25 protein-coding genes and 1 pseudogene are annotated in these 25,206 nt (G+C 63.8%); 13 read left to right on the forward strand and 13 right to left on the reverse strand.

Annotation, left to right across the window (positions count from 1 at the left end):
* Nucleotide 1: 1 nt before the first annotated feature.
* Together gatA and gatC are read right to left on the reverse strand one after the other, a co-directional pair.
* Nucleotides 2–1,453 carry an Asp-tRNA(Asn)/Glu-tRNA(Gln) amidotransferase subunit GatA gene (gene gatA / locus ACNFG0_RS05165; protein ID WP_196155255.1) on the reverse strand — a complete coding sequence of 484 codons (1,452 nt, stop codon included), beginning with the start codon at nt 1,451–1,453 and terminating at the stop codon, nt 2–4.
* A 15-nt stretch (nt 1,454–1,468) separates the two neighbouring features.
* Nucleotides 1,469–1,756, reverse strand: coding sequence for an Asp-tRNA(Asn)/Glu-tRNA(Gln) amidotransferase subunit GatC (gene gatC, locus ACNFG0_RS05170; RefSeq protein WP_084854553.1), 288 nt, complete (start codon nt 1,754–1,756; stop codon nt 1,469–1,471).
* A 201-nt stretch (nt 1,757–1,957) separates the two neighbouring features.
* On the opposite strand from gatC, the gene mreB reads away from it, so the two are divergent.
* The 8 genes from mreB (at nt 1,958) to tldD (ending at nt 13,115) form a co-directional block, all read left to right on the forward strand.
* Nucleotides 1,958–2,995 carry a rod shape-determining protein MreB gene (gene mreB / locus ACNFG0_RS05175; protein WP_003255163.1) on the forward strand — a complete coding sequence of 346 codons (1,038 nt, stop codon included), beginning with the start codon at nt 1,958–1,960 and terminating at the stop codon, nt 2,993–2,995.
* A 212-nt stretch (nt 2,996–3,207) separates the two neighbouring features.
* Nucleotides 3,208–4,290, forward strand: coding sequence for a rod shape-determining protein MreC (gene mreC, locus ACNFG0_RS05180; protein ID WP_230386058.1), 1,083 nt, complete (start codon nt 3,208–3,210; stop codon nt 4,288–4,290).
* Nucleotides 4,290–4,778: a rod shape-determining protein MreD gene (mreD, locus tag ACNFG0_RS05185; protein ID WP_084854551.1), complete on the forward strand. Its 489-nt coding sequence runs from the start codon at nt 4,290–4,292 to the stop codon at nt 4,776–4,778. Before mreC ends, mreD begins: the two co-directional genes overlap by 1 nt.
* A 31-nt stretch (nt 4,779–4,809) precedes the next feature.
* Nucleotides 4,810–5,409: a Maf family protein gene (locus ACNFG0_RS05190; RefSeq protein WP_416764153.1), complete on the forward strand. Its 600-nt coding sequence runs from the start codon at nt 4,810–4,812 to the stop codon at nt 5,407–5,409.
* A 54-nt stretch (nt 5,410–5,463) separates the two neighbouring features.
* The gene (gene rng / locus ACNFG0_RS05195; RefSeq protein ID WP_416764155.1) at nt 5,464–6,921 is read left to right on the forward strand and encodes a ribonuclease G; all 1,458 of its coding nucleotides are present in this window, start codon (nt 5,464–5,466) and stop codon (nt 6,919–6,921) included.
* Between the two features lie 82 nt (nt 6,922–7,003).
* The gene (locus tag ACNFG0_RS05200) at nt 7,004–10,822 is read left to right on the forward strand and encodes a YhdP family protein (RefSeq protein WP_416764157.1); all 3,819 of its coding nucleotides are present in this window, start codon (nt 7,004–7,006) and stop codon (nt 10,820–10,822) included.
* Nucleotides 10,822–11,673, forward strand: a complete 852-nt coding sequence (locus ACNFG0_RS05205) for a carbon-nitrogen hydrolase family protein (RefSeq protein ID WP_416764159.1) — start codon at nt 10,822–10,824, stop codon at nt 11,671–11,673. Before ACNFG0_RS05200 ends, ACNFG0_RS05205 begins: the two co-directional genes overlap by 1 nt.
* Before the next feature lie 2 nt (nt 11,674–11,675).
* On the forward strand, nt 11,676–13,115 hold the full coding sequence (gene tldD, locus ACNFG0_RS05210; RefSeq protein ID WP_196155259.1) for a metalloprotease TldD: 1,440 nt from the start codon (nt 11,676–11,678) through the stop codon (nt 13,113–13,115).
* Between the two features lie 123 nt (nt 13,116–13,238).
* On the opposite strand, the gene yjgA is transcribed toward tldD, so the two are convergent.
* Nucleotides 13,239–13,760 carry a ribosome biogenesis factor YjgA gene (gene yjgA / locus ACNFG0_RS05215; RefSeq protein WP_196146422.1) on the reverse strand — a complete coding sequence of 174 codons (522 nt, stop codon included), beginning with the start codon at nt 13,758–13,760 and terminating at the stop codon, nt 13,239–13,241.
* A 109-nt stretch (nt 13,761–13,869) separates the two neighbouring features.
* Between yjgA and pmbA the strand changes: the two genes are divergently transcribed.
* Nucleotides 13,870–15,216: a metalloprotease PmbA gene (gene pmbA, locus ACNFG0_RS05220; RefSeq protein ID WP_416764161.1), complete on the forward strand. Its 1,347-nt coding sequence runs from the start codon at nt 13,870–13,872 to the stop codon at nt 15,214–15,216.
* 404 nt (nt 15,217–15,620) lie between these two features.
* Nucleotides 15,621–15,848 (forward strand): annotated as a pseudogene (locus tag ACNFG0_RS05225) (ZIP family metal transporter); the annotation flags it as partial.
* 34 nt (nt 15,849–15,882) lie between these two features.
* Here the strand turns inward: ACNFG0_RS05225 and ACNFG0_RS05230 are convergent.
* From ACNFG0_RS05230 to ACNFG0_RS05275, 10 genes are all read right to left on the reverse strand, one after another.
* Entirely contained in the window at nt 15,883–16,155 is a 273-nt protein-coding gene (locus ACNFG0_RS05230) for an HPr family phosphocarrier protein (protein ID WP_196155263.1), read from the reverse strand.
* 22 nt (nt 16,156–16,177) lie between these two features.
* Nucleotides 16,178–17,032, reverse strand: coding sequence for an RNase adapter RapZ (gene rapZ / locus ACNFG0_RS05235; RefSeq protein WP_196146428.1), 855 nt, complete (start codon nt 17,030–17,032; stop codon nt 16,178–16,180).
* A 2-nt stretch (nt 17,033–17,034) separates the two neighbouring features.
* The gene (gene ptsN / locus ACNFG0_RS05240) at nt 17,035–17,499 is read right to left on the reverse strand and encodes a PTS IIA-like nitrogen regulatory protein PtsN (RefSeq protein ID WP_196155264.1); all 465 of its coding nucleotides are present in this window, start codon (nt 17,497–17,499) and stop codon (nt 17,035–17,037) included.
* Nucleotides 17,500–17,511: 12 nt separating this feature from the next.
* Nucleotides 17,512–17,820, reverse strand: coding sequence for a ribosome hibernation-promoting factor, HPF/YfiA family (gene hpf, locus ACNFG0_RS05245; protein ID WP_043213265.1), 309 nt, complete (start codon nt 17,818–17,820; stop codon nt 17,512–17,514).
* A 77-nt stretch (nt 17,821–17,897) separates the two neighbouring features.
* Entirely contained in the window at nt 17,898–19,391 is a 1,494-nt protein-coding gene (locus ACNFG0_RS05250; RefSeq protein ID WP_196146430.1) for an RNA polymerase factor sigma-54, read from the reverse strand.
* Between the two features lie 155 nt (nt 19,392–19,546).
* On the reverse strand, nt 19,547–20,272 hold the full coding sequence (gene lptB / locus ACNFG0_RS05255) for an LPS export ABC transporter ATP-binding protein (RefSeq protein WP_084854539.1): 726 nt from the start codon (nt 20,270–20,272) through the stop codon (nt 19,547–19,549).
* Entirely contained in the window at nt 20,273–20,797 is a 525-nt protein-coding gene (gene lptA / locus ACNFG0_RS05260) for a lipopolysaccharide transport periplasmic protein LptA (protein WP_196146431.1), read from the reverse strand.
* Nucleotides 20,784–21,356: an LPS export ABC transporter periplasmic protein LptC gene (lptC, locus tag ACNFG0_RS05265; RefSeq protein WP_084854537.1), complete on the reverse strand. Its 573-nt coding sequence runs from the start codon at nt 21,354–21,356 to the stop codon at nt 20,784–20,786. The genes lptA and lptC overlap by 14 nt, the downstream gene beginning before the upstream one ends.
* A gap of 8 nt (nt 21,357–21,364) precedes the next feature.
* The gene (locus ACNFG0_RS05270) at nt 21,365–21,889 is read right to left on the reverse strand and encodes a KdsC family phosphatase (RefSeq protein ID WP_084854596.1); all 525 of its coding nucleotides are present in this window, start codon (nt 21,887–21,889) and stop codon (nt 21,365–21,367) included.
* A gap of 14 nt (nt 21,890–21,903) precedes the next feature.
* Nucleotides 21,904–22,881 (reverse strand): KpsF/GutQ family sugar-phosphate isomerase, encoded by a 978-nt coding sequence (locus tag ACNFG0_RS05275; RefSeq protein ID WP_084854536.1) that lies wholly within the window; start codon nt 22,879–22,881, stop codon nt 21,904–21,906.
* Between the two features lie 232 nt (nt 22,882–23,113).
* On the opposite strand from ACNFG0_RS05275, the gene ACNFG0_RS05280 reads away from it, so the two are divergent.
* The 3 genes from ACNFG0_RS05280 to mlaD are packed head-to-tail and all read left to right on the forward strand — an operon-like array spanning nt 23,114 to nt 25,205.
* On the forward strand, nt 23,114–23,923 hold the full coding sequence (locus tag ACNFG0_RS05280; protein ID WP_196146432.1) for an ATP-binding cassette domain-containing protein: 810 nt from the start codon (nt 23,114–23,116) through the stop codon (nt 23,921–23,923).
* Entirely contained in the window at nt 23,923–24,720 is a 798-nt protein-coding gene (gene mlaE, locus ACNFG0_RS05285; RefSeq protein ID WP_196146433.1) for a lipid asymmetry maintenance ABC transporter permease subunit MlaE, read from the forward strand. The genes ACNFG0_RS05280 and mlaE overlap by 1 nt, the downstream gene beginning before the upstream one ends.
* Nucleotides 24,720–25,205 carry an outer membrane lipid asymmetry maintenance protein MlaD gene (gene mlaD / locus ACNFG0_RS05290; protein ID WP_084854533.1) on the forward strand — a complete coding sequence of 162 codons (486 nt, stop codon included), beginning with the start codon at nt 24,720–24,722 and terminating at the stop codon, nt 25,203–25,205. Before mlaE ends, mlaD begins: the two co-directional genes overlap by 1 nt.
* Nucleotide 25,206 lies beyond the last annotated feature (1 nt).

Here is a 25,206-nt window from a genome sequence, read left to right on the forward strand (position 1 = left end):
CTCAGAAGCCGTTAGGGGCGCGGGTGTGCCAGTCGGTGACTTGCTGGTAGCGGTGCGCGACGTTGAGCAGGCGGCCTTCCTGGAAGTACGGGGCCAGCAGCTGTACGCCGACCGGCAGGCCATCGACGAAACCGGCCGGCATCGACAGGCCCGGCAGGCCCGCCAGGTTGGCGGTGATGGTGTAGACGTCCTCGAGGTAGGCGGCGACCGGGTCGCTGCTCTTGGCGCCGAGCTTCCAGGCCGGGTTCGGCGTGGTTGGGCCGAGGATCAGGTCGACCTGTTCGAAGGCGGCCATGAAGTCGTTCTTGATCAGGCGGCGGATCTGCTGCGCCTTCACGTAGTAGGCGTCGTAGTAGCCGGCCGACAAGGCATAGGTGCCGACCATGATACGGCGCTGCACTTCGACGCCGAAGCCTTCGCCACGGGAACGCTTGTACAGGTCGGTGAGGTCCTTGGGCTCCTCGCAGCGGTAGCCGAAGCGTACGCCGTCGAAGCGCGACAGGTTGGAGGAGGCCTCTGCCGGTGCGATCACGTAGTACGCCGGGATGGCGTGCTGCATGTTGGGCAGGCTGATTTCCTTGACCACTGCACCGAGCTTTTCCAGCTCCTTGACGCTGGCCTGGACCAGGTCGGCGATGCGTGGGTCGAGGCCGGCACCGAAGTATTCCTTCGGCAGGCCGATGCGCAGGCCTTCGAGTGGAGCGTTCAGGTTGGCGCTGTAGTCCGGCACCGGCTCGTCGATGCTGGTGGAGTCCTTGGCATCGAAACCGGCCATGCCTTGCAGCAGCAGGGCGCAGTCTTCGGCAGTGCGGGCCATCGGGCCGCCCTGGTCGAGGCTCGAGGCGTAGGCGATCATGCCCCAGCGCGAGACGCGGCCGTAGGTCGGCTTGAGGCCGGTGAGGTTGGTCAGTGCCGCCGGTTGGCGGATCGAGCCGCCGGTATCGGTGCCGGTGGCCACCGGCAGCAGGCGCGCGGCCACGGCGGCGGCCGAACCGCCCGAGGAGCCGCCAGGCACGTGTTCGAGGTTCCACGGGTTCTTCACCGCGCCATAGTGGCTGGACTCGTTGGCCGAGCCCATGGCGAATTCGTCCATGTTGGTCTTGCCCAAGGTGACCATGCCGGCTTCGGCCAGCTTGGCAACCACGGTGGCGTCATACGGCGCCTTGAAGTTGTCGAGCATCTTCGAGCCGCAGCTGGTGCGGATGCCGCTGGTGCAGAACAGGTCCTTGTGGGCGATCGGCGCGCCGAGCAGGGCACCGGCTTCGCCGTTGGCGCGGCGGGCGTCGGCGGCACGCGCCTGTTGCAGGGCCTGCTCCTCGGTGACGCTGATGAAGCTGTTGATCTGTGGGTCGAGCTGTTTGATGCGCGCCAGCAGGGCGCCGGTCAGCTCTTCGGAGGAAAACGACTTGTCGGCGAGTCCGCGGGCGATCTCGGCCAGGGTCAATTGATGCATGGCAGGCTCTTTCCCTTACTCGATGACTTTCGGAACCAGGTACAGACCATTTTCGGTCGCCGGGGCGATGGCCTGGTAGCGGTCGCGCTGGTTGCTTTCGGTGACTTGGTCGGGGCGCAGGCGCTGGCTGGCCTCCAGGGGGTGGGCCAGGGGCTCGATGCCGCTGGTGTCGACGGCTTGCATCTGGTCGACCAGCCCGAGAATACTGTTCAAGGCATCGGTAATGCGTGGCAGTTCGCCTTCATTCAGGCCCAGGCGGGCCAGATGGGCGATCTTTTCCACGTCGCAGCGTTGAAGCGCCATGGGGATCTCCAGGAGAAACGGAACGGATGGGGTCCGAAGTGAGGAACATGCCAGCATTTTGATGGTCATACGGCGGCGATCATCTGCTGGCGTGCTCGGAAAAACTGCCAATTTAACATATTGGCTCCTTGCCCAAAATCCCTGCCATTGTTAGAGTTTGCCGCACTTTTTTACCCACGCTTTGCCTAGGGTCACTTTCCCATGTTCAAGAAACTGCGTGGCATGTTTTCCAGCGATCTGTCCATCGACCTGGGTACTGCCAACACCCTTATTTACGTGCGTGAGCGCGGTATCGTCCTGAATGAACCCTCGGTTGTTGCCATTCGTACCCACGGCAACCAGAAAAGCGTCGTCGCGGTCGGTACCGAGGCCAAGCGCATGCTGGGCCGTACGCCTGGCAACATCGCTGCCATTCGTCCGATGAAGGACGGCGTGATCGCCGATTTCAGCGTTTGTGAAAAAATGCTGCAGTACTTCATCAACAAGGTTCACGAGAACAGCTTCCTGCAGCCCAGCCCGCGTGTGCTGATCTGCGTGCCGTGCAAGTCGACCCAGGTGGAACGTCGCGCCATTCGCGAATCCGCCCTGGGCGCTGGTGCCCGCGAGGTGTTCCTGATCGAAGAGCCGATGGCCGCCGCCATCGGTGCCGGGCTGCCGGTCGAAGAGGCCCGCGGCTCGATGGTCGTGGACATCGGTGGTGGTACCACCGAAATCGCCCTGATCTCCCTCAATGGCGTGGTCTATGCCGAATCCGTACGGGTTGGCGGCGACCGCTTCGACGAAGCCATCGTCACCTACGTGCGCCGCAATTACGGCAGCCTGATCGGTGAGTCCACCGCCGAGCGCATCAAGCAGGAAATCGGCACCGCCTACCCGGGCGGCGAAGTGCGCGAAGTCGATGTCCGTGGCCGCAACCTGGCCGAGGGCGTACCGCGTGCCTTCACCCTGAACTCCAACGAAGTGCTCGAAGCGCTGCAGGAATCCCTGGCGACCATCGTCCAGGCGGTCAAGAGCGCCCTGGAGCAGTCGCCGCCGGAGCTCGCCTCGGACATCGCCGAGCGTGGCCTGGTGCTGACCGGTGGCGGTGCGCTGCTGCGCGACCTGGACAAGCTGCTGGCCCAGGAAACTGGCCTGCCGGTGATCGTCGCCGAAGATCCGCTGACCTGCGTCGCCCGTGGTGGCGGCCGTGCGCTGGAAATGATGGACAAACACGCCATGGACCTGCTCTCCAGCGAGTGATCCTGCGCCGTCCATGCGTGCATGGATTGTGTTCGCCCGGTTTACAGGTAGCACACACAGTGCTACCTGTATGCGCTGGGCTGGCGTCCGTCCGGGCGTCGTTTCCGTTCAACCCGCAAGCAGGCCGGTGCATTGCTCCATGTTCAATGACCTCCTGAATCGTCGTCCACGAGGAACGGCCCATTAAACCGCTTTTCTCCAAGGGCCCTTCGCTGGGCGTTCGTCTCCTGGTACTGGTGGTGCTGTCGGTCGCGCTGATGGTGGTCGACTCGCGTTTCGCCGTGCTCAAGCCAGTACGTAGCCAGATGGGGCTGGTGCTGATGGAGTCCTATTGGATCACCGATCTGCCGCAACGCCTGTGGCAGGGGGTGGCCAGCCAGTTCGGCAGCCGTACCGAACTGATCGCGGAAAACGAAAAGCTCAAGACCGAAGCCCTGTTGCTGCAGGGGCGCCTGCAGAAGCTGGCGGCCCTGACCGAGCAGAACGTGCGGCTGCGCGAGCTGCTCAATTCCTCGGCGCTGGTCAACGAGAAGGTCGAAGTGGCCGAGCTCATCGGCGTCGACCCCAACCCGTTCACCCACCGTATCCTGATCAACAAGGGCGAGCGCGACGGCGTGTTCCTCGGCCAGCCGGTGCTCGATGCGCGTGGCCTGATGGGGCAGGTGGTGGAACTGATGCCTTACACGGCACGGGTCCTGTTGCTGACCGATACCACCCACAGCATCCCGGTACAGGTCAACCGTAACGGCCTGCGCGCCATCGCCAGCGGCACCGGCAACCCGGAGCGCCTGGAGTTGCGCCACGTGGCGGATACCGCCGACGTCAAGGAAGGCGACCTGCTGGTCAGCTCCGGCATGGGCCAGCGTTTCCCGGCGGGCTACCCGGTGGCCACGGTCAACGAAGTGATCCACGATTCCGGCCAGCCTTTCGCCATCGTCCGTGCCATTCCCACGGCCGCGCTCAACCGTAGTCGCTACATGTTGCTGGTGTTCAGCGACCGGCGTACGCCAGAAGAACGGGCGACGGACGCTGCGCTCGCCCAGGAAGAAGCCGACCGCAAGGGCACGCCGGAACATGGCCAGGCCGCCGGTGAAAACGGGCAGGCCGTGCCCACCCCGGCGCCTGCCACGCCTGGCGCCGCACCGGCAACACCTGGTGCGGTACCGGCAACGCCTGCAACGGCACCTGCTGCTGCGCCTGCTCCCGCTGCTCCCAACGCGCCCGTTGCGCCTGCAGCGGCACCCGCCAGCCCGGCAGCGGCCCCTGCGGCCCCGAACCCACCCCGGAGAGAATGATGGCGCGTTCCCGCAGCAAGAACGGCTGGGCCATCTGGCTGACCTTCGCGATCGGCCTGTTGCTCAGTGTCTCGCCGATGCCTCAATTCATGGAGGTGTTCCGCCCCATGTGGCTGGCGATGCTGGTGTCCTTCTGGACCCTCGCCGTGCCCAACAAGGTCGGCATGACCACCGCCTTCGTCCTGGGCCTGGCCGAAGACGTCCTGTATGGCACCCTGCTTGGGCAGAATGCCCTGGTGCTGACCCTGATCACCTTCCTGGTGCTGTCCCTTCAACAGCGCCTGCGCATGTATCCGATGTGGCAGCAGAGCCTGGTGATCCTGGTGATCTTCGGCATCGCCCAGCTGATCCAGCTGTGGCTCAGCGCCCTGACCGGCAACCGCCTGCCGACCTTGGCGCTGGTCTGGTCCGCCGTCATCAGTGCCTTGCTCTGGCCGTGGATCAGTTTCGCCCTGCGCGACCTGCGCCGTCGCCTTCACATCAACTGACGGCGACGCCGACTGACAGGGAGATGTCGATATGAACCCGTTGTACCTGGCCTCCGCCTCGCCACGCCGTCGTGAACTGCTGACCCAGATCGGCGTGCCTTTCGCGGTCATCAAGGCTGACATCGACGAAACCCCGCTGCCCGACGAGGGCGTCTCGGCCTACGCAGTGCGCCTGGCCCGGGCCAAGGCCGCCTCGGGTTTCGCTCAACTGGACGGCCCTGGCGTGGTGCTGGGAGCCGATACCGTTGTATCGATAGGTGGTCGGATTCTGGGCAAGCCCCGCGACCGTGAACATGCCTTGGCCATGCTGGCCGAACTGTCCGATGATCATCATCAAGTCATTACCGCCGTGGCGGTGACCGACGGCCAGCGTTGCCTGGACGTCTGCGTCGGTACCCATGTGTATTTTCGCCCCATCGGCCGCGACGAGGCCGAGCGCTACTGGGCGACCGGCGAGCCATTGGACAAGGCAGGCGGTTACGCCATCCAGGGCCTGGGCGCGGTGTTCGTCAGGGAACTGATGGGCAGCTATTCGACCGTCGTCGGCCTGCCGCTGTTCGAAACCGCGCAACTGCTGGAGCAGTTCTCCATCCCGTGCTGGCAGCAACCTGAGGTGCCAGCTTCACGCTAGCCAGCCACCGGTCAGCGATCCATCATTACCGAAGACCTTTGACGAGAGCCCGCCATGAGTGAAGAGATCCTGATCAACATCACCCCGATGGAATCACGCGTGGCAGTGGTGGAAAACGGCGTTTTGCAGGAAGTGCATGTCGAGCGTACCCAGCGCCGGGGCATCGTCGGCAATATCTACAAGGGCAAGGTCGTGCGCGTGCTGCCGGGCATGCAGGCGGCGTTCGTCGATATCGGCCTGGAACGCGCCGCGTTCATCCATGCGTCGGAGATTTCCCAGCGCGAAGGCTCGGCGGTGGAGAACATCAGCGCGCTGGTCCATGAGGGGCAGGCCCTGGTCGTGCAAGTGACCAAGGACCCGATCGGCACCAAGGGCGCTCGCCTGACCACCCAGTTGTCGATCCCGTCGCGCTACCTGGTGTACATGCCGCGCAGCAGCCATGTGGGTATTTCCCTGAAGATCGAAGACGAGGCCGAGCGCGAGCGGCTCAAGCAGGTGGTCAGCGACTGCGTGGAGAAGGAAGACATCAAGGACGCCGGCGGCTTCATCCTGCGCACGGCTGCCGAAGGCGCCCGCGCCGACGATATCCTCCAGGACATCCGCTACCTGCGCAGGCTGTGGGAGCAGATCGGTAGCCAGATCCAGACCTGCGGCTCCCCGTTGGTGATCTACGAGGACCTGGGGCTGGCCCTGCGTACCCTGCGCGACCTGGTCAACCCCAAGATCGAGAAGATCCGCATCGACTCGCGGGAAACCTTCCAGAAGACCACGCAGTTCGTCGCCGAGCTGATGCCGGAAATCGCCGACCGTCTCGAGCACTACCCAGGCGAGCGACCGATCTTCGACCTGTATGGTGTGGAGGACGAGATCCAGCGAGCCCTGGAGCGCAAGGTGCCGCTCAAGTCCGGTGGCTACCTGGTGGTCGACCCGGCCGAGGCGATGACCACCATCGACGTCAATACCGGCGCCTTCGTCGGCCACCGCAACCTCGAGGAAACCATCTTCAAGACCAACCTCGAGGCCGCCACCGCCATCGCCCGGCAACTGCGCCTGCGCAACATCGGCGGCATCATCATCATCGACTTCATCGACATGGAGGACGAGGAGCACCAGCGCCAGGTCCTGCGCACCCTCGAGAAGCAGCTCGAGCGTGACCATGCCAAGACCAACATCATCGGCATCACCGAGCTCGGGCTGGTACAGATGACCCGCAAGCGTACCCGCGAAAGCCTCGAACAGGTGCTGTGCGAGCCGTGCATCGCCTGCCAGGGGCGCGGCAAGCTGAAGACCCCCGAAACCGTATGCTATGAAATCTTCCGTGAAATCCTCCGCGAGGCCCGGGCCTACCAGGCCGAGGGTTACCGGGTGCTGGCCAACCAGAAGGTGGTCGACCGCCTGCTGGATGAAGAGTCCGGCAATGTGGCCGAACTCGAGGCCTTCATCGGTCGAACCATTCGCTTCCAGGTCGAGTCCATGTATTCCCAGGAACAATACGATGTGGTGCTGCTCTGACGCGTTCTGAAACCCTTTCGCGTTCGGCGGCGCTGGTAAAACCACGGCACCGAGCCATAGTTAAGGCACGACTTGGAGGGCCATGGCCATGGGACGTCTGACCCACGTTCTAGGCGCCTTGACCCGCTGGGGGCTGGGAATCTGCGCCCTGCTGGCGGTGCTGGTGGCGCTGTATGTCAGCCTCGGTCGGGAACTGGTCCCGCTGGTGGCCGAGTACCGTGCCGATGTCCAGAACAAGGCCGAGCAGGCCCTGGGCTTGCCGGTGCATGTGGGTGCCCTGGAGGGGCGCTGGAGCGGCCTGGCGCCCGTGCTGCACGTGCGTGATCTGCAGGTGGGCGAAGGGGCCGCGGCGTTACGCCTGGACGAAGTCAAGGTGGTTCCGGACCTGTGGGCCAGCCTCAAGGCGCGCGAGCTGCGCCTGGCGCGTATCCAGCTCGGCGGGCTGCAACTGATCCTGCGCGAAGACGAGCAGGGCGCCTGGGCCCTGGAAGGCCTGCCGCGCCAGGACGATACCCCGCTGGATCCTGCGCAGGTATTACAACGCCTGCAGCAGTTGGGCAGGGTCGATGTCTTCGACAGCCAGGTCACCCTTCATCCCTGGCAGCGCGACCCCCTCACCCTTACCTATGTCAGCCTTGGCCTCGAAGCCGGGGCGTCGCGCCAGGCCCTCGACCTGCGCGGCACTCTACCGGACGGGCAACCCCTGGCGGTCAACCTGCGCAGCCGTGCCACCGCCAAGGCCTGGCGCGATGGCCAGGTGCAGGCCTACCTGAGCCTGCCGCAAAGCGACTGGGCCCGTTGGTTGCCCCCGCGCTTGCTCGGGCGGTGGCAGGCCGAGACACTACGGGCCGGCGGCGAATTCTGGGTTGACTGGCGCGAGGGCCAATTGCAGCGCGCCGTGGTACGCCTCAATGCGCCACACTTGCGCGGCGCCTATAGCGGGCGCAAGGCGGTCGCCGTGGACAACCTGGCCGTGTCGGCCTGGCTCCAGCGGGGCGAGGAAGGCTTCGACGGCGTGGTCGATTCGCTCGCCATGAGCCTGGGCGACACCCGCTGGGAGACCCACCTGCAGCTCAGGCAGCGCCCAGGGCAGGGCTCGACCCAGGAAAGCTGGCAAGTACAGGCCGACCGCCTGGACCTGACCCCGTTGACGCCTCTGGTCGATGCCCTGGCGCCGCTGCCGGACAAACTCATGGCCGTGGTCGATGCGCTCAAGGTCACCGGCTCGCTGCGCAACCTGCGCCTGGATATCCGCCCCAAGGCCGAAGGCGACCAGCGCCTGGCGTTCGCCGCCAATCTGGAGAAGGTCGGCTTCGACGCCTACCACAACGCACCGGCGGCCGGAAACGTGAACGGCAGCATCAGCGGTGATCTCGGCCAGGGTGAGCTGCGTCTGGATACCGACGCCTTCATGCTGCACTTGTACCCGATCTTCGCCAAACCCTGGCATTACCAGAAGGCCAACGCACGGCTCACCTGGCGCCTGGACAAGGAAGGCTTCACCCTCGTTGCGCCCTATATCAAGGTGCTCGGCGAGGAGGGCAAGATCGCTGCCGACTTCCTCATCCGCCTGCTGTTCGAGGAAGGCCGCGAGGACTACATGGACCTGCGCGTGGGCCTGACCGAGGGCGATGGCCGCTACACCGCCAAGTACTTGCCCGAGGTGCTCAGCCCAGCGCTGGATGAATGGCTTCGCAGTGCCATCGTCAAGGGCTCCGTCGATGAGGGCTACTTCCAGTACCAGGGTTCGCTGAACCACGGTGCCGCCCCTGAGGCCCGCAGCATCAGCCTGTTCTTCAAGGTGCATGACGCCGCCCTGGCCTTCCAGCCTGGCTGGCCTCAGGTGCAGCAGGTCGATGGCGACGTCTACATCGAGGACAGCGGTGTCCGCATCAAGGCCCGACGCGGCCTGTTGCTCGATACCCAGGTGAGCGATGTCAGCGTCGACATTCCCCATGTCGACGAGGGCCAGCACAGCCACCTGTACCTGAACGGCGATTTCGATGGCAGCCTGGGCGATGGTTTGAAGATCCTCCAGCAAGCGCCCATCGGCACGGGCGAGATCTTCGCCGGCTGGGAAGGCGAAGGGCCGCTCAAGGGCAAGGTCAATCTCGACATTCCTCTGGCCCATGGCGAGCGGCCCAAGGTCGTGGTCGATTTCGCCACCGCCGACGCGCGCCTGAAAGTGGCTCCGCCGACCCTGGATCTGAGCCGACTCAAGGGCGATTTCAGCTTCGATCTGGATAAAGGCCTGAGCGGCAAGGGCATCACCTTCCAGGCATTCGGCAAGCCGGTCACGGCGCAGATCTTCGCCGAAGGCCAGCCCGGGCAGATCCAGACCCGCATCAATGCCACCGGCAGCGTCGGCCTGAAGGCACTGACCGACTGGTTGAAATTTAACCAGCCACTGCCGGCTGCGGGCGAGCTGCCCTACCAAGTGCAAGTGAGCCTGGGGAGTCGCGACAACCGCTTGACCGTGAACTCCTCGCTCAAGGGGCTGGCCATCGACCTGCCGGCACCGTTCACCAAGGCCGCGCGGGATACCCTGGACAGCCGCTTCAGCATGACCCTGCAAGGGCCTGAGCGACGCCTGGATGCCAGCTACGGCGACCTTGCGCACCTGGCCTATGCCGCGCCGATCGAGAACCTTGCCCAAGGGCGAGGCGAACTGCTGCTGGGCAGCGGTAGTGCACAGCTTCCAGCGGGCCAGGGCGTGCGGGTTCGCGGGCGCCTGGAAACTTTGGACCTGGCGCCCTGGCAAGCGCAGATGGAGCGTTTCGCAGGCCAGGACCCAGGTGGTAACGCCAGGCAGCGCTTGCAGGGCGTGGACCTGAGCATCGGCCAGCTCAAGGCGTTCGACTTGGACCTGAACCAGGCTGTCGTGCGTCTGGCGCGGGGTGCCAGTGCCTGGGACCTGCGCCTGGACAGCCGTGAAGTCATCGGTAATGCGCGGGTGCCCGATGCCAAGGCAGCGCCGATGGTCGTCAGGCTGCAGACCCTGCGCCTGCCGCCGGAGGAGCCTGCGGGCAAGCAACCAGAGGATGCACCTGACCCGTTGGGCAGCTTCGACCCACGCCAGGTGCCGGCCCTGGATGTGACTGTCGACAAGCTGTATCGCGGTGACGATCTGTTCGGCAGCGTCGCGATCAAGCTGCGGCCTACCCCGCGCGGCATGAAATTCGATGATGTCGACCTCGACCTCAAGGGCCTGCGTATCGACGGCAGCGGTGGCTGGGAAGGGGAACCAGGGAGCACGGGTAGTTGGTACAAGGGCCGACTGGAGGGCAAGAACCTTGCCGATGTGCTCAAGGCCTGGGGCTTTGCGCCCACCGCCACCAGCCGCGACTTCCGCCTGGACGTGGATGGCCGCTGGCCGGGTTCGCCGGCCTGGGTTGCGCTCAAGCGTTTCTCCGGCAGCCTCGATGCCGCCTTGCGCTCCGGCCAGTTCGTCGAAGTGGAGGGCGGGGCCCAGGCGCTGCGGGTGTTCGGCCTGCTCAATTTCAATTCCATCGGCCGCCGCCTGCGCCTGGACTTCTCCGACCTGTTCGACAAGGGCCTGGCCTACGACCGGGTCAAAGGCCTGCTGGTCGCCAGCCAAGGGGTCTACGTGACCCGTGAGCCGATCACCATCAGCGGGCCGTCGAGCAACTTCGAGCTCGATGGCACCCTCGACCTGGTTCGCGACCGTGTCGATGCCAACCTGCAGGTCAGCCTGCCGGTCACCAACAATCTGCCGTTGGCTGCCCTGATCGTCGGTGCGCCGGCTGTCGGCGGCGCCTTGTTCTTGGTCGATCGGCTGATCGGCGATCGGGTGTCGCGTTTCGCCAGCGTGCACTATCGCGTCGAGGGGCCCTGGAAAGAGCCTAAAATCACCTTTGTGAAACCTTTCGAGAAACGCTAATGAAGTCAGCGGTCATCCAGATGGTCAGCCAGGACGATGTAGCGGCTAACCTGCGACAGGCCAGGGCCTTGCTTGAGCAGGCTGCCAGTGGCGGTGCCCGGCTGGCAGTGCTGCCCGAGAACTTCGCCGCCATGGGCCGGCGCGATGCGGCGGCCATCGGTCGGGCCGAAGCCCTTGGTCAGGGCCCGATCCTGCCGTGGTTGAAACGCGCGGCCCGCGACCTCAAGTTATGGATTGTCGCAGGCACCTTGCCGTTGCCGCCGGTCGGTCAGCCCGACGCGAAGGCCCATGCCTGCTCGTTGCTGATCGATGAACACGGTGAAGTGGCAGCGCGCTACGACAAGCTGCACCTGTTCGATGTAGACGTGGCCGACAACCGGGGCCGTTACCGCGAATCCGATGACTACGCCCACGGAGCTCAGGTCGTGGTGGCCGATACCCCGGTGGGGCGCCTCGGGCTTTCGGTGTGCTACGACCTGCGCTTTCCCGAGCTGTACAGTGCACTGCGCGCCGCCGGAGCTGAATTGATCAGCGCACCATCGGCTTTCACCGCAGTGACCGGCGCGGCGCATTGGGAGGTGCTCATTCGGGCCAGGGCCATCGAAACCCAGTGCTACATGCTTGCCGCCGCTCAGGGCGGCACCCACCCAGGGCCACGGGAAACCCATGGCCATGCGGCGATCGTCGACCCTTGGGGGCGTATCGTCGCTGAACAGGCGCGCGGCGAAGGCGTATTGCTGGCCGAGCGCGACAGCATTGAACAGGCGTCCATCCGGGCGCGAATGCCGGTTGCCCAGCACCGGCGCTTTTTCTCGCAGGACGCCTTGCGGCCTGCGCACACCTCGGAGTGACTATGAGCCAGATGTTATCCACCGTCAGCGAACAGCTCCTGGCCCCCGGCGGACTGACCCTGGACAGCCTGCAGGCTGTGCTGGGCGAGTTGGCAGGCCCAGGCATCGATGCCGCCGACCTGTATTTCCAGGGCCAGATCTCGGAAACCTGGGCGCTGGAGGACGGCATCGTCAAGGAGGGTAGCTTCAACCTCGACCAGGGCGTGGGCGTGCGTGCCCAGTCTGGTGAGAAGACCGGTTTCGCCTACAGCAATGCCATCAACCTCGAGGCGCTGACCTCGGCGGCCCGTGCTGCCCGTTCCATTTCTCGCGCCGGGCAGGAGGGCCGCGTGCAGGCCTTCCGAAGCCAGGAAGTGACGGCGTTGTACGCCCAGGACAACCCGCTGGACGTGCTCAGCCGCGCCGAGAAAGTCGAGCTGCTCAAGCGTGTGGACGCCGCGACCCGTGCCCTGGACCCCCGTATCCAGCAGGTCACCGTGAGCATGGCCGGGGTCTGGGAGCGCATCCTGGTGGCTGCGGTCGATGGCAGCCTGGCGGCCGACGTGCGGCCGCTGGTTCGTTTCAACGTCAGTGTGATCGTCGAGCAGAACGGCCGTCGCGAGCGTGGCGGGCAGGGGGGTGGTGGGCGCACCGACTACCGCTACTTCACCGAGGAGCGGGTCATGGGCTACGCCCGAGAGGCCCTTCGTCAGGCGTTGGTCAACCTCGAGGCCAAGCCGGCACCGGCCGGTACCCTGCCGGTCGTGCTGGGCCCAGGCTGGTCCGGCGTGCTGTTGCACGAGGCCGTGGGCCACGGCCTGGAAGGCGACTTCAACCGCAAGGGCAGCTCGGCCTACAGCGGGCGCATCGGTGAACAGGTAGCCTCCAAGCTGTGCACTATCGTCGACGACGGCACCCTGGAAGGCCGGCGGGGCTCCCTGAGCGTCGATGACGAGGGCACCCCGACCGAATGCACCACCTTGATCGAGAACGGCATCCTCAAAGGCTACATGCAGGACAAGCTCAATGCGCGGCTCATGGGCATGGCGGTCACCGGCAACGGTCGTCGCGAGTCCTACGCCCACCTGCCGATGCCGCGTATGACCAACACCTACATGCGTGCCGGTGAAAGCGACCCGCAGGAAATCATCGCCTCGGTGAAAAAGGGTATCTATTGCGCGAACCTTGGCGGTGGCCAGGTGGATATCACCAGCGGCAAGTTCGTGTTTTCCACCAGCGAGGCGTATTTGATCGAAGACGGCAAGATCACCGCGCCGGTCAAGGGCGCCACCTTGATCGGCAATGGTCCGGAGGCCATGAGCCGGGTCTCGATGGTCGGTAACGACCTGGCCCTGGACAGCGGGGTGGGGACATGCGGCAAGGATGGGCAATCGGTACCGGTGGGCGTTGGCCAGCCGACCTTGAAGCTCGATGCGATTACCGTTGGGGGTACCGGCGCGTGATGCCGACGTGGGCCGTTGTGGGAGCGGGCGTGCCTTGCGGACACCGACGAGGCCGGTGCCAGCCAGTACTGCGGCGCCTGCTTCGCGGGGCAAGCCCGCTCCTACAGGCCCCCTCGGCAGGGCTCAGCGCAACCCGCGCTGCAGTTCGTCGAGGTCACGGATGTACTTGAAGACCTTGCGCGCAGCGGCTGGCGGCTTATTTCGTGCTTTCTCGTGCTGGGCGTGGCGGATCAGCGAACGCAGGTGCTGGCGATCGGTGTCGGGGTACTCGTTGACGAAACGTTCGAGGTCATCGTCGGTGCCGTCGACCAGGCGATCGCGCCAACGCTCCAGGTTATGGAAGCGCTCGTTGTACTGGCGGGTCGAGCTGTCCATCTGCTCGAGCACGGCATGGATCGCGTCGATGTCCTGTACGCGCATCAGCTTGCCGACGAACGACATGTGGCGTTTGCGGGCGCCATGAGCCGTGTGCTTGGAGGCTTCGGCCAGCGCCTTGCGCAGCTCGTCGGTCAAAGGCAGGCGCGCCAGGGTATCGGCCTTGAGCGTCGTGAGGCGCTCACCGAGTTCGACCAACGCATGCAGCTCGCGCTTGATCTGGGTTTTGCTTTTTTCGCCGTCGAAGGCGTCGTCGTATGAATCAACCATGGTGGCAGTCCGCTGGAAATCGCCGCCATGATAACCAGTCGGGGGCCGCTTGTCCGGCCCGGTCGTACAATGACCCAAGCCGAACGCAGAATTTTGAGTGGAGAAAACCATGAGTGCAGTCCAGAGCGTAGGCCCCAAGGACCTGCCAGCCTTGCAGGAACAGGTCGAGGCGATCATCGCAGAGGCGCGCCGCCAAGGCGCCAGCGCCTGCGAGGTCGCGGTGTCGCTGGAGCAGGGCCTGTCCACCACGGTGCGTCAGCGTGAGGTCGAGACGGTCGAGTTCAACCGTGACCAGGGCTTCGGCATCACCCTCTACGTCGGCCAGCGCAAAGGCTCGGCCAGCACCTCGGCGAGCGGCCCGGAGGCCATTCGCGAGACCGTCGCGGCCGCCCTGGCCATTGCCCAGCATACCTCCGAGGATGAATGTGCAGGCTTGGCCGACGCGGCACTGATGGCCCGTGAGATCCCGGACCTCGATCTCTATCATGACTGGGGCCTGGAGCCGGAAAAGGCCGTCGAGATGGCGTTGGCCTGCGAAGCGGCGGCCTTCGATGCCGACCCGCGCGTCCTCAATGCCGACGGCACGACCCTGAACACCCATCAAGGCTGTCGGGTCTATGGCAACAGCCATGGCTTCATCGGCAGCTATGCCTCCACGCGCCATAGCTTAAGTTGCGTGATGATCGCCGAAGGCGAAGGGCAGATGCAGCGCGACTATTGGTATGACGTCAATCGCCAGGGCAACCTGCTGGCCGACCCGCGCAGCATCGGTCAGCGGGCTGCACAGCGCGCGGCCAGCCGCCTTGGGGCGCGCCCGGTGCCGACCTGCGAAGTGCCGGTGCTGTTCTCTGCCGAACTGGCCGGTGGCCTGTTCGGCAGCTTCCTGTCGGCGATCTCCGGCGGCAACCTGTACCGCAAGTCATCGTTCCTTGACGGTGCCATCGGCCAACGCCTGTTCCCCACCTGGCTGACCCTCGACGAGCGCCCGCACCTGCCGCGCGCCTTGGGCAGTGCCGCCTTCGATGGCGATGGCCTGGCCACCTATGCCAAGCCGTTCGTCGACAAGGGCGAGCTGGTTTCCTACCTGCTGGGTACCTATTCGGGTCGCAAGTTGGGCCTGCCGAGCACCGCCAACGCCGGTGGTGTGCATAACCTCTTCGTCACCCACGGGGTCGAAGACCAGGCAGCCTTGATCCGCCGTATGGGGCGTGGCCTGCTGGTGACCGAATTGATGGGGCATGGCCTGAACATGGTGACCGGTGATTACTCCCGCGGCGCGGCGGGCTTTTGGGTGGAGAACGGCGAGATCCAGTTCCCTGTCCAGGAAGTGACGATCGCCGGCAACATGAAGGACATGTTCCAGCAGATCGTGGCGATTGGCAGCGATATCGAAACCCGTAGCAATATCCACAGCGGCTCGGTGCTGATCGAGCGGATGACGGTTGCGGGGAGCTGAGCCTTGTCTGCGGGCTGTTGTTTCGACATGCGGCGACATTGTCGCCGTAGTTCGAAACAACAAGCATTATGCCGTAGAGAGGATAGGGCGTTTTAGCAATTCATAGAGGGCAGCCGCGAGATCAGGTGCTTCGCCGGAAGGCTTTTATCGCCCGGGGAGACCATGTTGAACGCACGCACGCCAATATAATATTTCATATGCTTATAGCTGTGGTAGATGCTCACAGGGATCGGGCAGTGAAAGTCGGGGGTTGTCCCGACTGTTTTGATCAAGCTGTTGTTTTCGGAAAAAACGCCTACCTCGAACATTGTGCTTTTCGGCCAATTGTCATTTGTCGGTCTTTCCCAGCGTGCAATAAAACCATGTTGCTCCCAGTTCGGATATTTTTCGGGGCAAAAGCGACGGCTTCGGGGCTGGTAGAGCCTCTGGCAGCGGTGATCTGTGCCTGGCTGGTGAACGTTGCCCAATTGCTGCTACCGCTCGGCCTAGCGTGTGCGGCGGGGGCGATGTTGCTGGTAGTGACCCAGGAGATCATCCCGGAGTCGCGTAGCAATGGGCATCACCGGTTAGCCGGCCTGGGGCTGTGCATCGGGTTCTGTTTGATGATGGTGCTGGATACGGCGATGTCTTGAGTTGCAGATCCACAAGGATTACGACTTCAGTGGGTTACTCACCTTCATCGAAGTAATTGTTGATCAACTCGACCAGTGCTTCCATGGCTTCGTTGTCCTGCTCGCCCTCGGTATGCAGGTGCACCGAGGTGCCCTTGCCCGCCGCCAGCATCATCACCGCCATGATGCTCTTGCCATCCACCAGCTTGTCCGGCGCGCGCCCGACCCTGACCTGGCAGGGGAAGCGGCCGGCCACGCCGACGAACTTGGCCGCCGCCCGGGCATGCAGGCCAAGCTTGTTGATGATGGTGATTTCGCGGGCGGGCATCGTGGGGCGGATATCCTGTGGGCTAGAGGTCGCGGTGGCGGACCTGGACGTTTTTCAGGGATTGTTGCAGCAACTGGCCCAAGCGCTCGGTCAGGTACACGGAGCGGTGGTGCCCGCCGGTGCAGCCGATGGCGATGGTGACATACGCACGGTTGCTGGCAGCGAAGCGGGGCAGCCATTTGAGCAGGTAGCTGGAAATGTCCTGGAACATCTCCTCGACGTCCGGCTGGGTGGCAAGGTAGTCGATCACTGGCTGGTCCAACCCGGAATGCTCACGCAGTTCCGGCTTCCAGTACGGGTTGGGCAGGCAGCGTACGTCGAACACCAGGTCGGCGTCCACGGGCATGCCACGCTTGAACCCGAAGGACTCGACCAGGAAGGCGGTGCCGGGCTCAGGCTGGTTGAGCAGGCGCAGCTTGATCGAGTCTCGCAGCTGATAGAGGTTCAGGTTGGTGGTGTCGATCTTCAGGTCGGCCAGGTCGGAGATCGGGCCGAGTAGCTCGCTCTCGACGCGGATCGCTTCTGCCAGGGAGCGGTTGGCGTTGGTCAGCGGGTGGCGCCGGCGGGTCTCGGAGAAACGCTTGAGCAGCGTCTCCTCGTCGGCGTCCAGGTACAGCACGTCGCATTGGATATGCCGGCTCCTGGCATCTTCGAGCAGGTCGGGGAAGCGGCTCAGGTGGCTGGGCAGGTTGCGTGCGTCGATGGAAACGGCCACCTTCGGTTGCAACAGCTCGGTGTTGATCAGTGCGTTTTCGGCCAGTTGCGGCAACAACCCGGCGGGCAGGTTGTCGATGCAGTAATAGCCGTTGTCTTCCAGGACATCGAGGGCGGTACTTTTGCCGGAGCCGGACCGGCCGCTGACGATGATCAGGCGCATGTTCAGTGCTCGTTCTGTGCGTCCAGGACTACCTGGTACAGGGCCTCGCTGCTGTCGGCGGCACGCAGGCGATCGCGAACCTCCTTGCGATCGAGCATGCTGGCGATCTGGCGCAGCAGTTCAAGGTGCGCATCGGTGGCAGCTTCCGGCACCAGCAGGACGAACAGCAGGTCCACGGGCGCGCCATCGATGGCGTCGTAGTCGATAGGAGCATCCAGGTGCAGCAGGGCGCTGACGGGGGCCGTGCAGCCTTCGAGCCGGCAGTGGGGAATGGCGATGCCATTGCCGAAGCCGGTGGAACCCAGTTTCTCGCGGGCAATCAGTTTATCGAAGACGTCTTGCATCTCCAGTTCGGGAATTTGCTCGGCGATCAGGTTGGCGACCTTTTCCAGGGCGCGCTTCTTACTGCCGCCCGGCACGTTCACGAGGGAACGGCCGGGGGTCAGGATGGTTTCAAGTCGGATCATGGATGAGAGGGATCAGCGGGCGGCTGCACCTTGCAGCAGGCTTTGCTGTTTTTCCTTATGTTTTTTCAGTTGGCGGTCGAGCTTGTCAGCCAGGGCGTCGATCGCTGCATACATGTCTTGGTGTTCGGCGTTGGCAACCACTTCTCCGCCGGGAATCTGGAGCGTGGCCTCGACCTTCTGCTGCAGTTTCTCGACTTTCATGATCACCGTGACGTTGGTGATCTTGTCGAAATGTCCTTCCACCCGGGCGAGCTTCTCGAGTACGTACTCACGCAGTGGTTGGGTGACTTCTACATGCTGTCCACTGATGTTGACTTGCATACAGCTTCTCCTTTGTTGCCCGTGCATAAAGGGCAGGTATTGCACCTGCCACTGAAACGCTATGGCACAGCCAGGGGCTACATCAGTCGCTTGCGCTCGCTCGACGGTGCGATGCCGAGGGACTCGCGGTACTTGGCGACGGTGCGACGGGCTACCTGGATGCCTTGTGCCTCCAGTAAACCAGCGATCTTGCTGTCACTCAATGGCTTTTTCTGATTTTCCGCTGCAACCAGTTTCTTGATGATCGCGCGGATCGCCGTAGACGAGCATTCACCGCCTTCGGAGGTGCTCACATGGCTCGAGAAAAAGTATTTCAATTCGTAGATGCCACGCGGGGTGTGCATGTATTTCTGCGTGGTGACCCGGGAAATGGTCGACTCGTGCATGCCCACCGCTTCGGCGATGTCATGCAGTACCAGCGGCTTCATCGCCTCGTCGCCCTGATCGAGGAAGCCGCGTTGGTGTTCGACGATTTGCGTGGCGACCTTCATCAGCGTTTCGTTGCGGCTCTGCAGGCTCTTGATGAACCAGCGCGCCTCCTGCAACTGGTTGCGCATGAACGTGTTGTCGGCGCTGGTGTCGGCGCGGCGGACGAAACCTGCGTATTGCGGGTTGACCCGCAGGCGGGGGATCGCTTCTTGGTTGAGTTCCACCAACCAGCGGTCGTTGTCCTTGCGCACGATGACATCCGGCACCACGTACTCCGGCTCGCTGGACTCGATCTGCGAGCCTGGGCGCGGGTTGAGGCTCTGTACCAGTTCGATGACCTGGCGCAGTTCATCTTCCTTGAGCTTCATGCGGCGCATCAGCTGGCTGTAGTCGCGGCTGCCGAGCAGGTCGATGAAATCGGTGACCAGGCGCTGGGCCTCGGCCATCCACGGCGTGTTGGCTGGCAACTGGCGCAGTTGCAGCAACAGGCATTCGCCGAGGTTGCGTGCACCGATGCCGGCGGGCTCGAACTGCTGGATGCGGTGCAGTACGGCCTCCACTTCATCCAGTTCGATATCCAGCTCGGGGTCGAAGCCTGCGCAGATCTCCTCGAGGCTGTCCTCCAGATAACCCTGGCCGTTGATGCTGTCGATCAAGGTCACGGCGATGAGCCGGTCGGTGTCGGACATCGGTGCCAGGTTCAACTGCCACAGCAGGTGGCTCTGCAGGCTCTCGCCGGTGGAGGTGCGGGTGGTGAAGTCCCACTCGTCGTCATCGCTGGCCGGCAGGCTGCTGGCACTGGTCTGGTAGATGTCTTCCCAGGCCGTGTCCACGGGCAGTTCGTTGGGGATGCGTTCGTTCCATTCGCCTTCTTCCAGGGTTTCGGCGTTGGCCGTGCTTTCCTGGAAACTGTTGTCCTGGGCTTCGGCGACGGGCTTGCTCTCGGCGTTGTCGGCCATGGGGTCGCTGTTGTCGAAGTCGTCGCCGTCTTCCTGACGTTCGAGCATCGGATTGGATTCCAGCGCTTCCTGAATTTCCTGTTGGAGGTCCAGGGTGGAGAGCTGGAGCAGACGGATGGCCTGTTGCAACTGCGGTGTCATCGTCAGTTGCTGGCCCATTTTTAGGACGAGCGATGGTTTCATGGCTGGGGCTTAATACCTTGTTCGCCGGCGCGCATGCGCCATCCACTACACGAAGGGCGCCGGGGCGCCAATTTTAAGCAAGTTATATGCCTGAAATTGTAGCGTTTGCCTAGAGCACTGCAACATTTGCAGCAGTGCCCAGGCAGACTCCGGGCTCAGAGTCGGAACTCGTGGCCCAGGTAGACTTCCTTGACCAGGTCGTTGGCCAGGATCGTCTCGGCATCGCCTTCGGCGATCAGTTGTCCATCGTTGACGATGTAGGCGGTCTCGCAGATATCGAGCGTCTCGCGGACGTTGTGGTCGGTGATCAGTACACCGATACCCTTGGCCTTGAGGTGATGGATGATCTGCTTGATATCGCCCACGGAAATCGGGTCGACACCGGCGAAGGGTTCGTCCAGCAGGATGAACTTCGGCGCGGTGGCCAGGGCCCGTGCGATCTCGACGCGGCGGCGTTCGCCACCGGAGAGGCTCATGCCGAGGTTGTCACGGATGTGGCTGATATGGAACTCCTGCAGCAGGCTTTCCAGCTCCTTGCGGCGGCCGTCGCGGTCGAGGTCCTTGCGGGTCTCGAGGATGGCCATGATGTTGTCGGCCACCGACAGCTTGCGGAAGATCGAGGCTTCCTGGGGCAGATAGCCGATGCCGGCGCGGGCGCGGCCATGCATGGGCTGGTGGCTGACATCCAGGTTGTCGATCAGCACGCGGCCCTGGTCGGCGCGGACCAGGCCGACGATCATGTAGAAGCAGGTGGTCTTGCCGGCGCCATTGGGGCCGAGCAGGCCGACGATCTGGCCGCTGTCGATCGACAGGCTGACGTCGCGGACGACCTGGCGGCCCTTGTAGCTCTTGGCCAGGTGCTGGGCTTTGAGGGTTGCCATTTACTCGGCCTTCTTCTTCGGCTGAATCACCATGTCGATGCGCTGACGCGGCGAGGTCACATTGCCACCACGACCGGCGGTGGCCACCTGGGTCTTGGTGTTGTAGACGATCTTCTCGCCTTCGGTGGTGTTGCCTTCGTTCTCGACCTTGGCGCGGTCGGTGAGGATCACCATGTCCTTCTGCGCCTGGTACTGGATGGTCACGGCCCAGCCTTTCATCTTGTCGGGCTTGGCGGTGCTCTGCTGCTGCTCGAAATACGCCAGGTTGCCCACCGAGGTGACCACGTCGATATCGCCGGAGGCGGCGCGGGTGATGGTCACGGTGTTGCCTTTGATCATCATCGAGCCCTGGGTGATGATCACGTCGCCGGTATAGGTGGCTACGCCTTGCTTGTCGTCCAGGTGAGCGTTGTCGGCCTGGATGCGGATAGGCTGGTCACGATCGTTGGGCAGGGCCAAGGCGCTCGCGCTTCCCAGTGCCGCGCTCAGGCTGAGCAAAAAGGGGAGGGTTTTAACGAGCCTCATACTGTCCTCTTACGTTGGACAGCAGGTCCATCCTGCCGTCTTTCAAATACGCTTTCATTCCTTTGCCCGTAGTGGTCCCACCGGCGCCGTCGATTCTAACGGCTTGCTCGGTCTGCGCATATTGCTTCTGCGGGAACACGGTCATGCGGGACGTGGTGACGATCATTTCGCGCTGCTTTTCATCGGTGCGGGCCACGCGGACCTTCTCGATGAGTTCGACCTCGGTGCCGTCCGGGTTGACCTCGGCGCGCTCGCTCTGCACGTGCCATGGGTACTGGGTACCGCGGTACAAGTGCAGGTCGGGCTTGGTCAGCAGGGAGACTTCGCTGGCCTTTAGGTGCTCGACCTTGTCGGCGGTCATCTCGTACTGCATCTTGCCGTCCGGCATGAACTGCACGCTGTGGGCGTTGATCGCGTAGTAGTCGATGGCGCTTTCGTCGACCTGGGCCACGGGCTTGTCGAGGAAGCTCTCGGGGCTGATGTTCCAGTAGCCGACCGCCACCAGCAGTGCGGCGATCGCACCGAGCAGCACGATATTTCGGGCTTTCTTGCTGAACATGTGCGGCCTTAGAGGTAGTTGGCGTTGGCAGCGTCCAGGTTGCCCTGGGCCTGCATGATCAATTCACAGAACTCTCGGGCTGCGCCTTCGCCGCCGCGGGCCTGGGTCACACCATGGGCGTGCTGGCGAACGAACGGTGCGGCGCTGGCCACTGCCATGCCCAGGCCTACGCGACGGATCACCGGCAGGTCGGGCAGGTCGTCGCCCAGGTAGGCGACCTGTTCATAGCTTAGGCCCAGTTCGGCGAGCAGGCCGTCGAGCACCACAAGTTTGTCCTCGCGGCCCTGGAACAGGTGTGGGATGCCGAGGTTGCGGGCCCGGCGCTCGACCACCGGCGTCTTGCGCCCGCTGATGATAGCGGTGGTCACGCCCGAAGCCATGAGCATCTTGATGCCATGGCCGTCGAGGGTGTTGAAGGTCTTGAACTCGCTGCCGTCCTCGAGGAAGTACAGGCGCCCATCGGTGAGCACGCCGTCGACGTCGAAGACCGCCAGCTTGATGGCTTTGCCGCGTTGCAGCAGATCCGGGTTCATCGTGTTGTCCTCCATCACATCACGCCTGCGCGCAGCAGGTCATGCATGTTCAAGGCGCCGGTCGGGCGGTCGTTCTGGTCGACCACCACCAGTGCGTTGATCTTGTTGTCTTCCATGATGCGCAGGGCCTCGGCGGCGAGCATCTCGGCGCGGGCGGTCTTGCCGTGCACGGTCATCACCTGGTCGATGATGGTCTTGTGCACGTCGATGTTGCGTTCCAGGGCGCGGCGCAGGTCGCCGTCGGTGAACACCCCGGCCAGGCGGCCGTCGGCTTCCAGGACCACGGTCATGCCCACCAGGCTCTTGCGCGACATCTCTACCAGGGCGTCCTTGAGCAGAGTGCCACGCTGCACGATCGGCAGCGCCTCGCCGGTGTGCATGACGTTTTCCACCTTCAGCAGCAAGCGACGGCCCAGGGCACCGCCCGGGTGGGAGAAGGCAAAGTCCTCGGCGGTGAAGCCGCGAGCCTCGAGCAGCGCGATGGCCAGGGCGTCGCCCAGGACCAGGGCCGCGGTGGTGGAGGAGGTGGGTGCCAGGTTCAGCGGGCAGGCCTCCTGGGCGACGCTGGCGTCGAGGTTGACCTCGGCGGCCTGGGCCAGGGGCGAGTCGGGGTTGCCGGTGAGGCTGATCATCTGGATGCCCAGGCGCTTGATCAGCGGCAGCAGGGTGACGATCTCGGCGGTGCTGCCGGAGTTGGACAGGGCCAGGATGACGTCATCACGAGTGATCATGCCCATGTCGCCATGGCTGGCTTCGGCCGGGTGCACGAAGAACGCCGGCGTGCCGGTGCTGGCCAGGGTCGCGGCGATCTTGTTGCCGATGTGGCCCGACTTGCCCATGCCGAGGACGACGACCCGGCCCGTGCTGGCCAGGATCAGCTCGCAGGCCTTGACGAAGTTGTCGTCGATACGCGGCAGCAGGCCCTCTACGGCTTCGAGTTCCAGGCGCAGGGTGCGCTGGGCGGATTGGATCAGCTCGCTGGATTGGCTCATGTCGAAAAGCAATGTCTGATAAAAAGGCGCCGATTATAGCTGCAATGTACGAAAGGCTCATCCATCGATTGTCGTACTGGCTGTCGTTGGCCTGAACAGCCTGCGTGATGGCCTTGGGGCGCACCTTGCAGCGGTGCTATAGTTCGCCGCTATTCGGCCCGCCGTTGGCGCGTGTGCCTTCATGAAGAGGGCAGGCGTCCATTGAGACGAGGCTGCATCGCAAGGAGTCTAGATGAGTGTGGATAGCGCCTACGCGGTCGAGTTGAAGGGGGTTTCCTTCAAGCGCGGTTCGCGCAGCATTTTCAGCAATGTGGACATACGCATCCCCCGTGGCAAGGTCACCGGCATCATGGGGCCTTCCGGGTGCGGCAAGACCACGCTGTTGCGCCTGATGGGCGCACAGTTGCGCCCTTCGGGCGGCGAAGTCTGGGTCGCCGGGCAGAACCTGCCGACCCTGTCGCGGGGCGACCTGTTCGATGCGCGCAAGCAGATGGGCGTATTGTTCCAGAGCGGCGCCCTGTTCACCGATCTTGACGTATTCGAGAACGTCGCCTTTCCATTGCGGGTCCATACCCAGCTGTCGGACGAGATGATTCGCGACATCGTCCTGATGAAGCTGCAGGCCGTGGGCCTGCGCGGTGCCATCGATCTGATGCCGGATGAACTTTCCGGCGGCATGAAGCGCCGCGTAGCGCTGGCCCGGGCGATCGCGCTGGACCCGCAGATCCTCATGTACGATGAACCGTTCGTCGGCCAGGACCCGATCGCCATGGGCGTGCTCGTGCGCCTGATCCGCCTGCTCAACGATGCCCTGGGCATCACCAGTATCGTGGTATCCCACGACTTGGCCGAAACCGCGAGCATCGCCGACTATATCTATGTGGTGGGGGATGGCCAGGTGCTGGGGCAGGGCACGCCCGACGAGCTGATGGGCTCGGACAACCCGCGTATCCGCCAATTCATGAAGGGCGACCCGGACGGCCCGGTGCCTTTCCACTTCCCTGCGCCTGACTATCGCGCCGACCTGCTGGGAGCGCGGTGATGCGCAGAAAATCCGTACTCGAACGTATCCGCCTGTTCGGCCGCGCGGCCATCGACGTTCTGGCCGTGCTAGGCCGTTCCTGCCTGTTCCTTGGCCATGCCCTGGGCGGGCGCGGCGGCATCGGCGGCAGCTTCCAGCTGCTGGTCAAGCAGCTCTATGCGGTGGGCGTGCTGTCGCTGGCCATCATCGTCGTCTCCGGCGTCTTCATCGGCATGGTGCTGTCGCTGCAGGGCTACAGCATCCTCACCAAGTACGGCTCCGAGCAGGCCGTGGGGCAGATGATCGCCCTGACCCTGCTGCGTGAGCTGGGGCCTGTGGTCACCGCCTTGCTGTTCGCCGGCCGCGCGGGTTCGGCCTTGACCGCCGAGATCGGCAACATGAAGTCCACCGAGCAGTTGTCGAGCCTTGAGATGATCGGCGTCGACCCGCTCAAGTACATCGTCGCCCCACGCCTGTGGGCTGGGTTCATCTCGCTGCCGTTGCTGGCGCTGATCTTCAGCGTGGTCGGCATCTGGGGTGGATCCTGGGTCGCCGTGGACTGGCTGGGAGTCTATGAAGGCTCGTTCTGGGCCAACATGCAGAACAGTGTTTCCTTTACCGACGACGTGCTCAACGGGCTGGTCAAGAGCCTGGTGTTCGCCTTCGTCGTGACCTGGATCGCCGTATTCCAGGGGTATGACTGCGAGCCCACCTCAGAAGGGATCAGCCGTGCCACCACCAAGACCGTGGTCTACGCCTCGTTGGCAGTCCTGGGTCTGGACTTTATTCTGACCGCCTTGATGTTTGGAGATTTCTGATGCAAAACCGCACCCTGGAAATCGGTGTCGGCCTGTTCCTCCTGGCCGGGATCCTGGCGTTGCTGCTGCTGGCCCTGCGCGTCAGCGGGCTGTCCGCCAGCCCGAGCAGCGACACATATAAAGTTTATGCGTACTTCGACAATATCGCCGGTTTGACGGTCAGAGCTAAAGTGACCATGGCCGGTGTGACGATCGGCAAGGTCACGGCCATCGATCTGGACCGCGACTCCTATACCGGTCGGGTGACCTTGCAGCTGGACAAGAACGTCGACAACCTGCCGACCGACTCCACTGCCTCGATCCTGACCGCGGGGCTGCTCGGTGAGAAGTACATCGGCATCAGCGTGGGCGGTGAAGAAGACGTGCTCAAGGATGGCTCCACCATCCATGACACCCAGTCGGCGCTGGTGTTGGAAGATCTGATTGGCAAGTTCCTGCTCAATACCGTGGGCAAGGAACCCAAAGAAGCCCAACCCGCTAATTAAG

Origin of the sequence: Pseudomonas sp. NY15372, from assembly GCF_048068215.1 — a bacterium.
Classification (GTDB): domain Bacteria; phylum Pseudomonadota; class Gammaproteobacteria; order Pseudomonadales; family Pseudomonadaceae; genus Aquipseudomonas; species Aquipseudomonas guariconensis_A.

Bases quoted from the DNA above. Each gene is read 5' to 3' on its own strand.
- gatA (WP_196155255.1), bottom strand. From the start codon at position 1,453: ATGCATCAATTGACCCTGGCCGAGATCGCCCGCGGACTCGCCGACAAG.
- yjgA (WP_196146422.1), bottom strand. From the start codon at position 13,760: ATGGTTGATTCATACGACGACGCCTTCGACGGCGAAAAAAGCAAAACC.
- lptB (WP_084854539.1), bottom strand. From the start codon at position 20,272: ATGGCAACCCTCAAAGCCCAGCACCTGGCCAAGAGCTACAAGGGCCGC.
- tldD (WP_196155259.1), top strand. From the start codon at position 11,676: ATGAGCCAGATGTTATCCACCGTCAGCGAACAGCTCCTGGCCCCCGGC.
- ACNFG0_RS05230 (WP_196155263.1), bottom strand. From the start codon at position 16,155: ATGCCCGCCCGCGAAATCACCATCATCAACAAGCTTGGCCTGCATGCC.
- ACNFG0_RS05250 (WP_196146430.1), bottom strand. From the start codon at position 19,391: ATGAAACCATCGCTCGTCCTAAAAATGGGCCAGCAACTGACGATGACA.
- mlaE (WP_196146433.1), top strand. From the start codon at position 23,923: ATGCGCAGAAAATCCGTACTCGAACGTATCCGCCTGTTCGGCCGCGCG.
- lptA (WP_196146431.1), bottom strand. From the start codon at position 20,797: ATGAGGCTCGTTAAAACCCTCCCCTTTTTGCTCAGCCTGAGCGCGGCA.
- rng (WP_416764155.1), top strand. From the start codon at position 5,464: ATGAGTGAAGAGATCCTGATCAACATCACCCCGATGGAATCACGCGTG.
- ptsN (WP_196155264.1), bottom strand. From the start codon at position 17,499: ATGATCCGACTTGAAACCATCCTGACCCCCGGCCGTTCCCTCGTGAAC.
- gatC (WP_084854553.1), bottom strand. From the start codon at position 1,756: ATGGCGCTTCAACGCTGCGACGTGGAAAAGATCGCCCATCTGGCCCGC.
- hpf (WP_043213265.1), bottom strand. From the start codon at position 17,820: ATGCAAGTCAACATCAGTGGACAGCATGTAGAAGTCACCCAACCACTG.
- pmbA (WP_416764161.1), top strand. From the start codon at position 13,870: ATGAGTGCAGTCCAGAGCGTAGGCCCCAAGGACCTGCCAGCCTTGCAG.
- ACNFG0_RS05200 (WP_416764157.1), top strand. From the start codon at position 7,004: ATGGCCATGGGACGTCTGACCCACGTTCTAGGCGCCTTGACCCGCTGG.
- rapZ (WP_196146428.1), bottom strand. From the start codon at position 17,032: ATGCGCCTGATCATCGTCAGCGGCCGGTCCGGCTCCGGCAAAAGTACC.
- mreB (WP_003255163.1), top strand. From the start codon at position 1,958: ATGTTCAAGAAACTGCGTGGCATGTTTTCCAGCGATCTGTCCATCGAC.
- ACNFG0_RS05280 (WP_196146432.1), top strand. From the start codon at position 23,114: ATGAGTGTGGATAGCGCCTACGCGGTCGAGTTGAAGGGGGTTTCCTTC.
- ACNFG0_RS05270 (WP_084854596.1), bottom strand. From the start codon at position 21,889: ATGAACCCGGATCTGCTGCAACGCGGCAAAGCCATCAAGCTGGCGGTC.
- ACNFG0_RS05205 (WP_416764159.1), top strand. From the start codon at position 10,822: ATGAAGTCAGCGGTCATCCAGATGGTCAGCCAGGACGATGTAGCGGCT.
- lptC (WP_084854537.1), bottom strand. From the start codon at position 21,356: ATGTTCAGCAAGAAAGCCCGAAATATCGTGCTGCTCGGTGCGATCGCC.
- ACNFG0_RS05275 (WP_084854536.1), bottom strand. From the start codon at position 22,881: ATGAGCCAATCCAGCGAGCTGATCCAATCCGCCCAGCGCACCCTGCGC.
- mlaD (WP_084854533.1), top strand. From the start codon at position 24,720: ATGCAAAACCGCACCCTGGAAATCGGTGTCGGCCTGTTCCTCCTGGCC.
- mreD (WP_084854551.1), top strand. From the start codon at position 4,290: ATGGCGCGTTCCCGCAGCAAGAACGGCTGGGCCATCTGGCTGACCTTC.
- ACNFG0_RS05190 (WP_416764153.1), top strand. From the start codon at position 4,810: ATGAACCCGTTGTACCTGGCCTCCGCCTCGCCACGCCGTCGTGAACTG.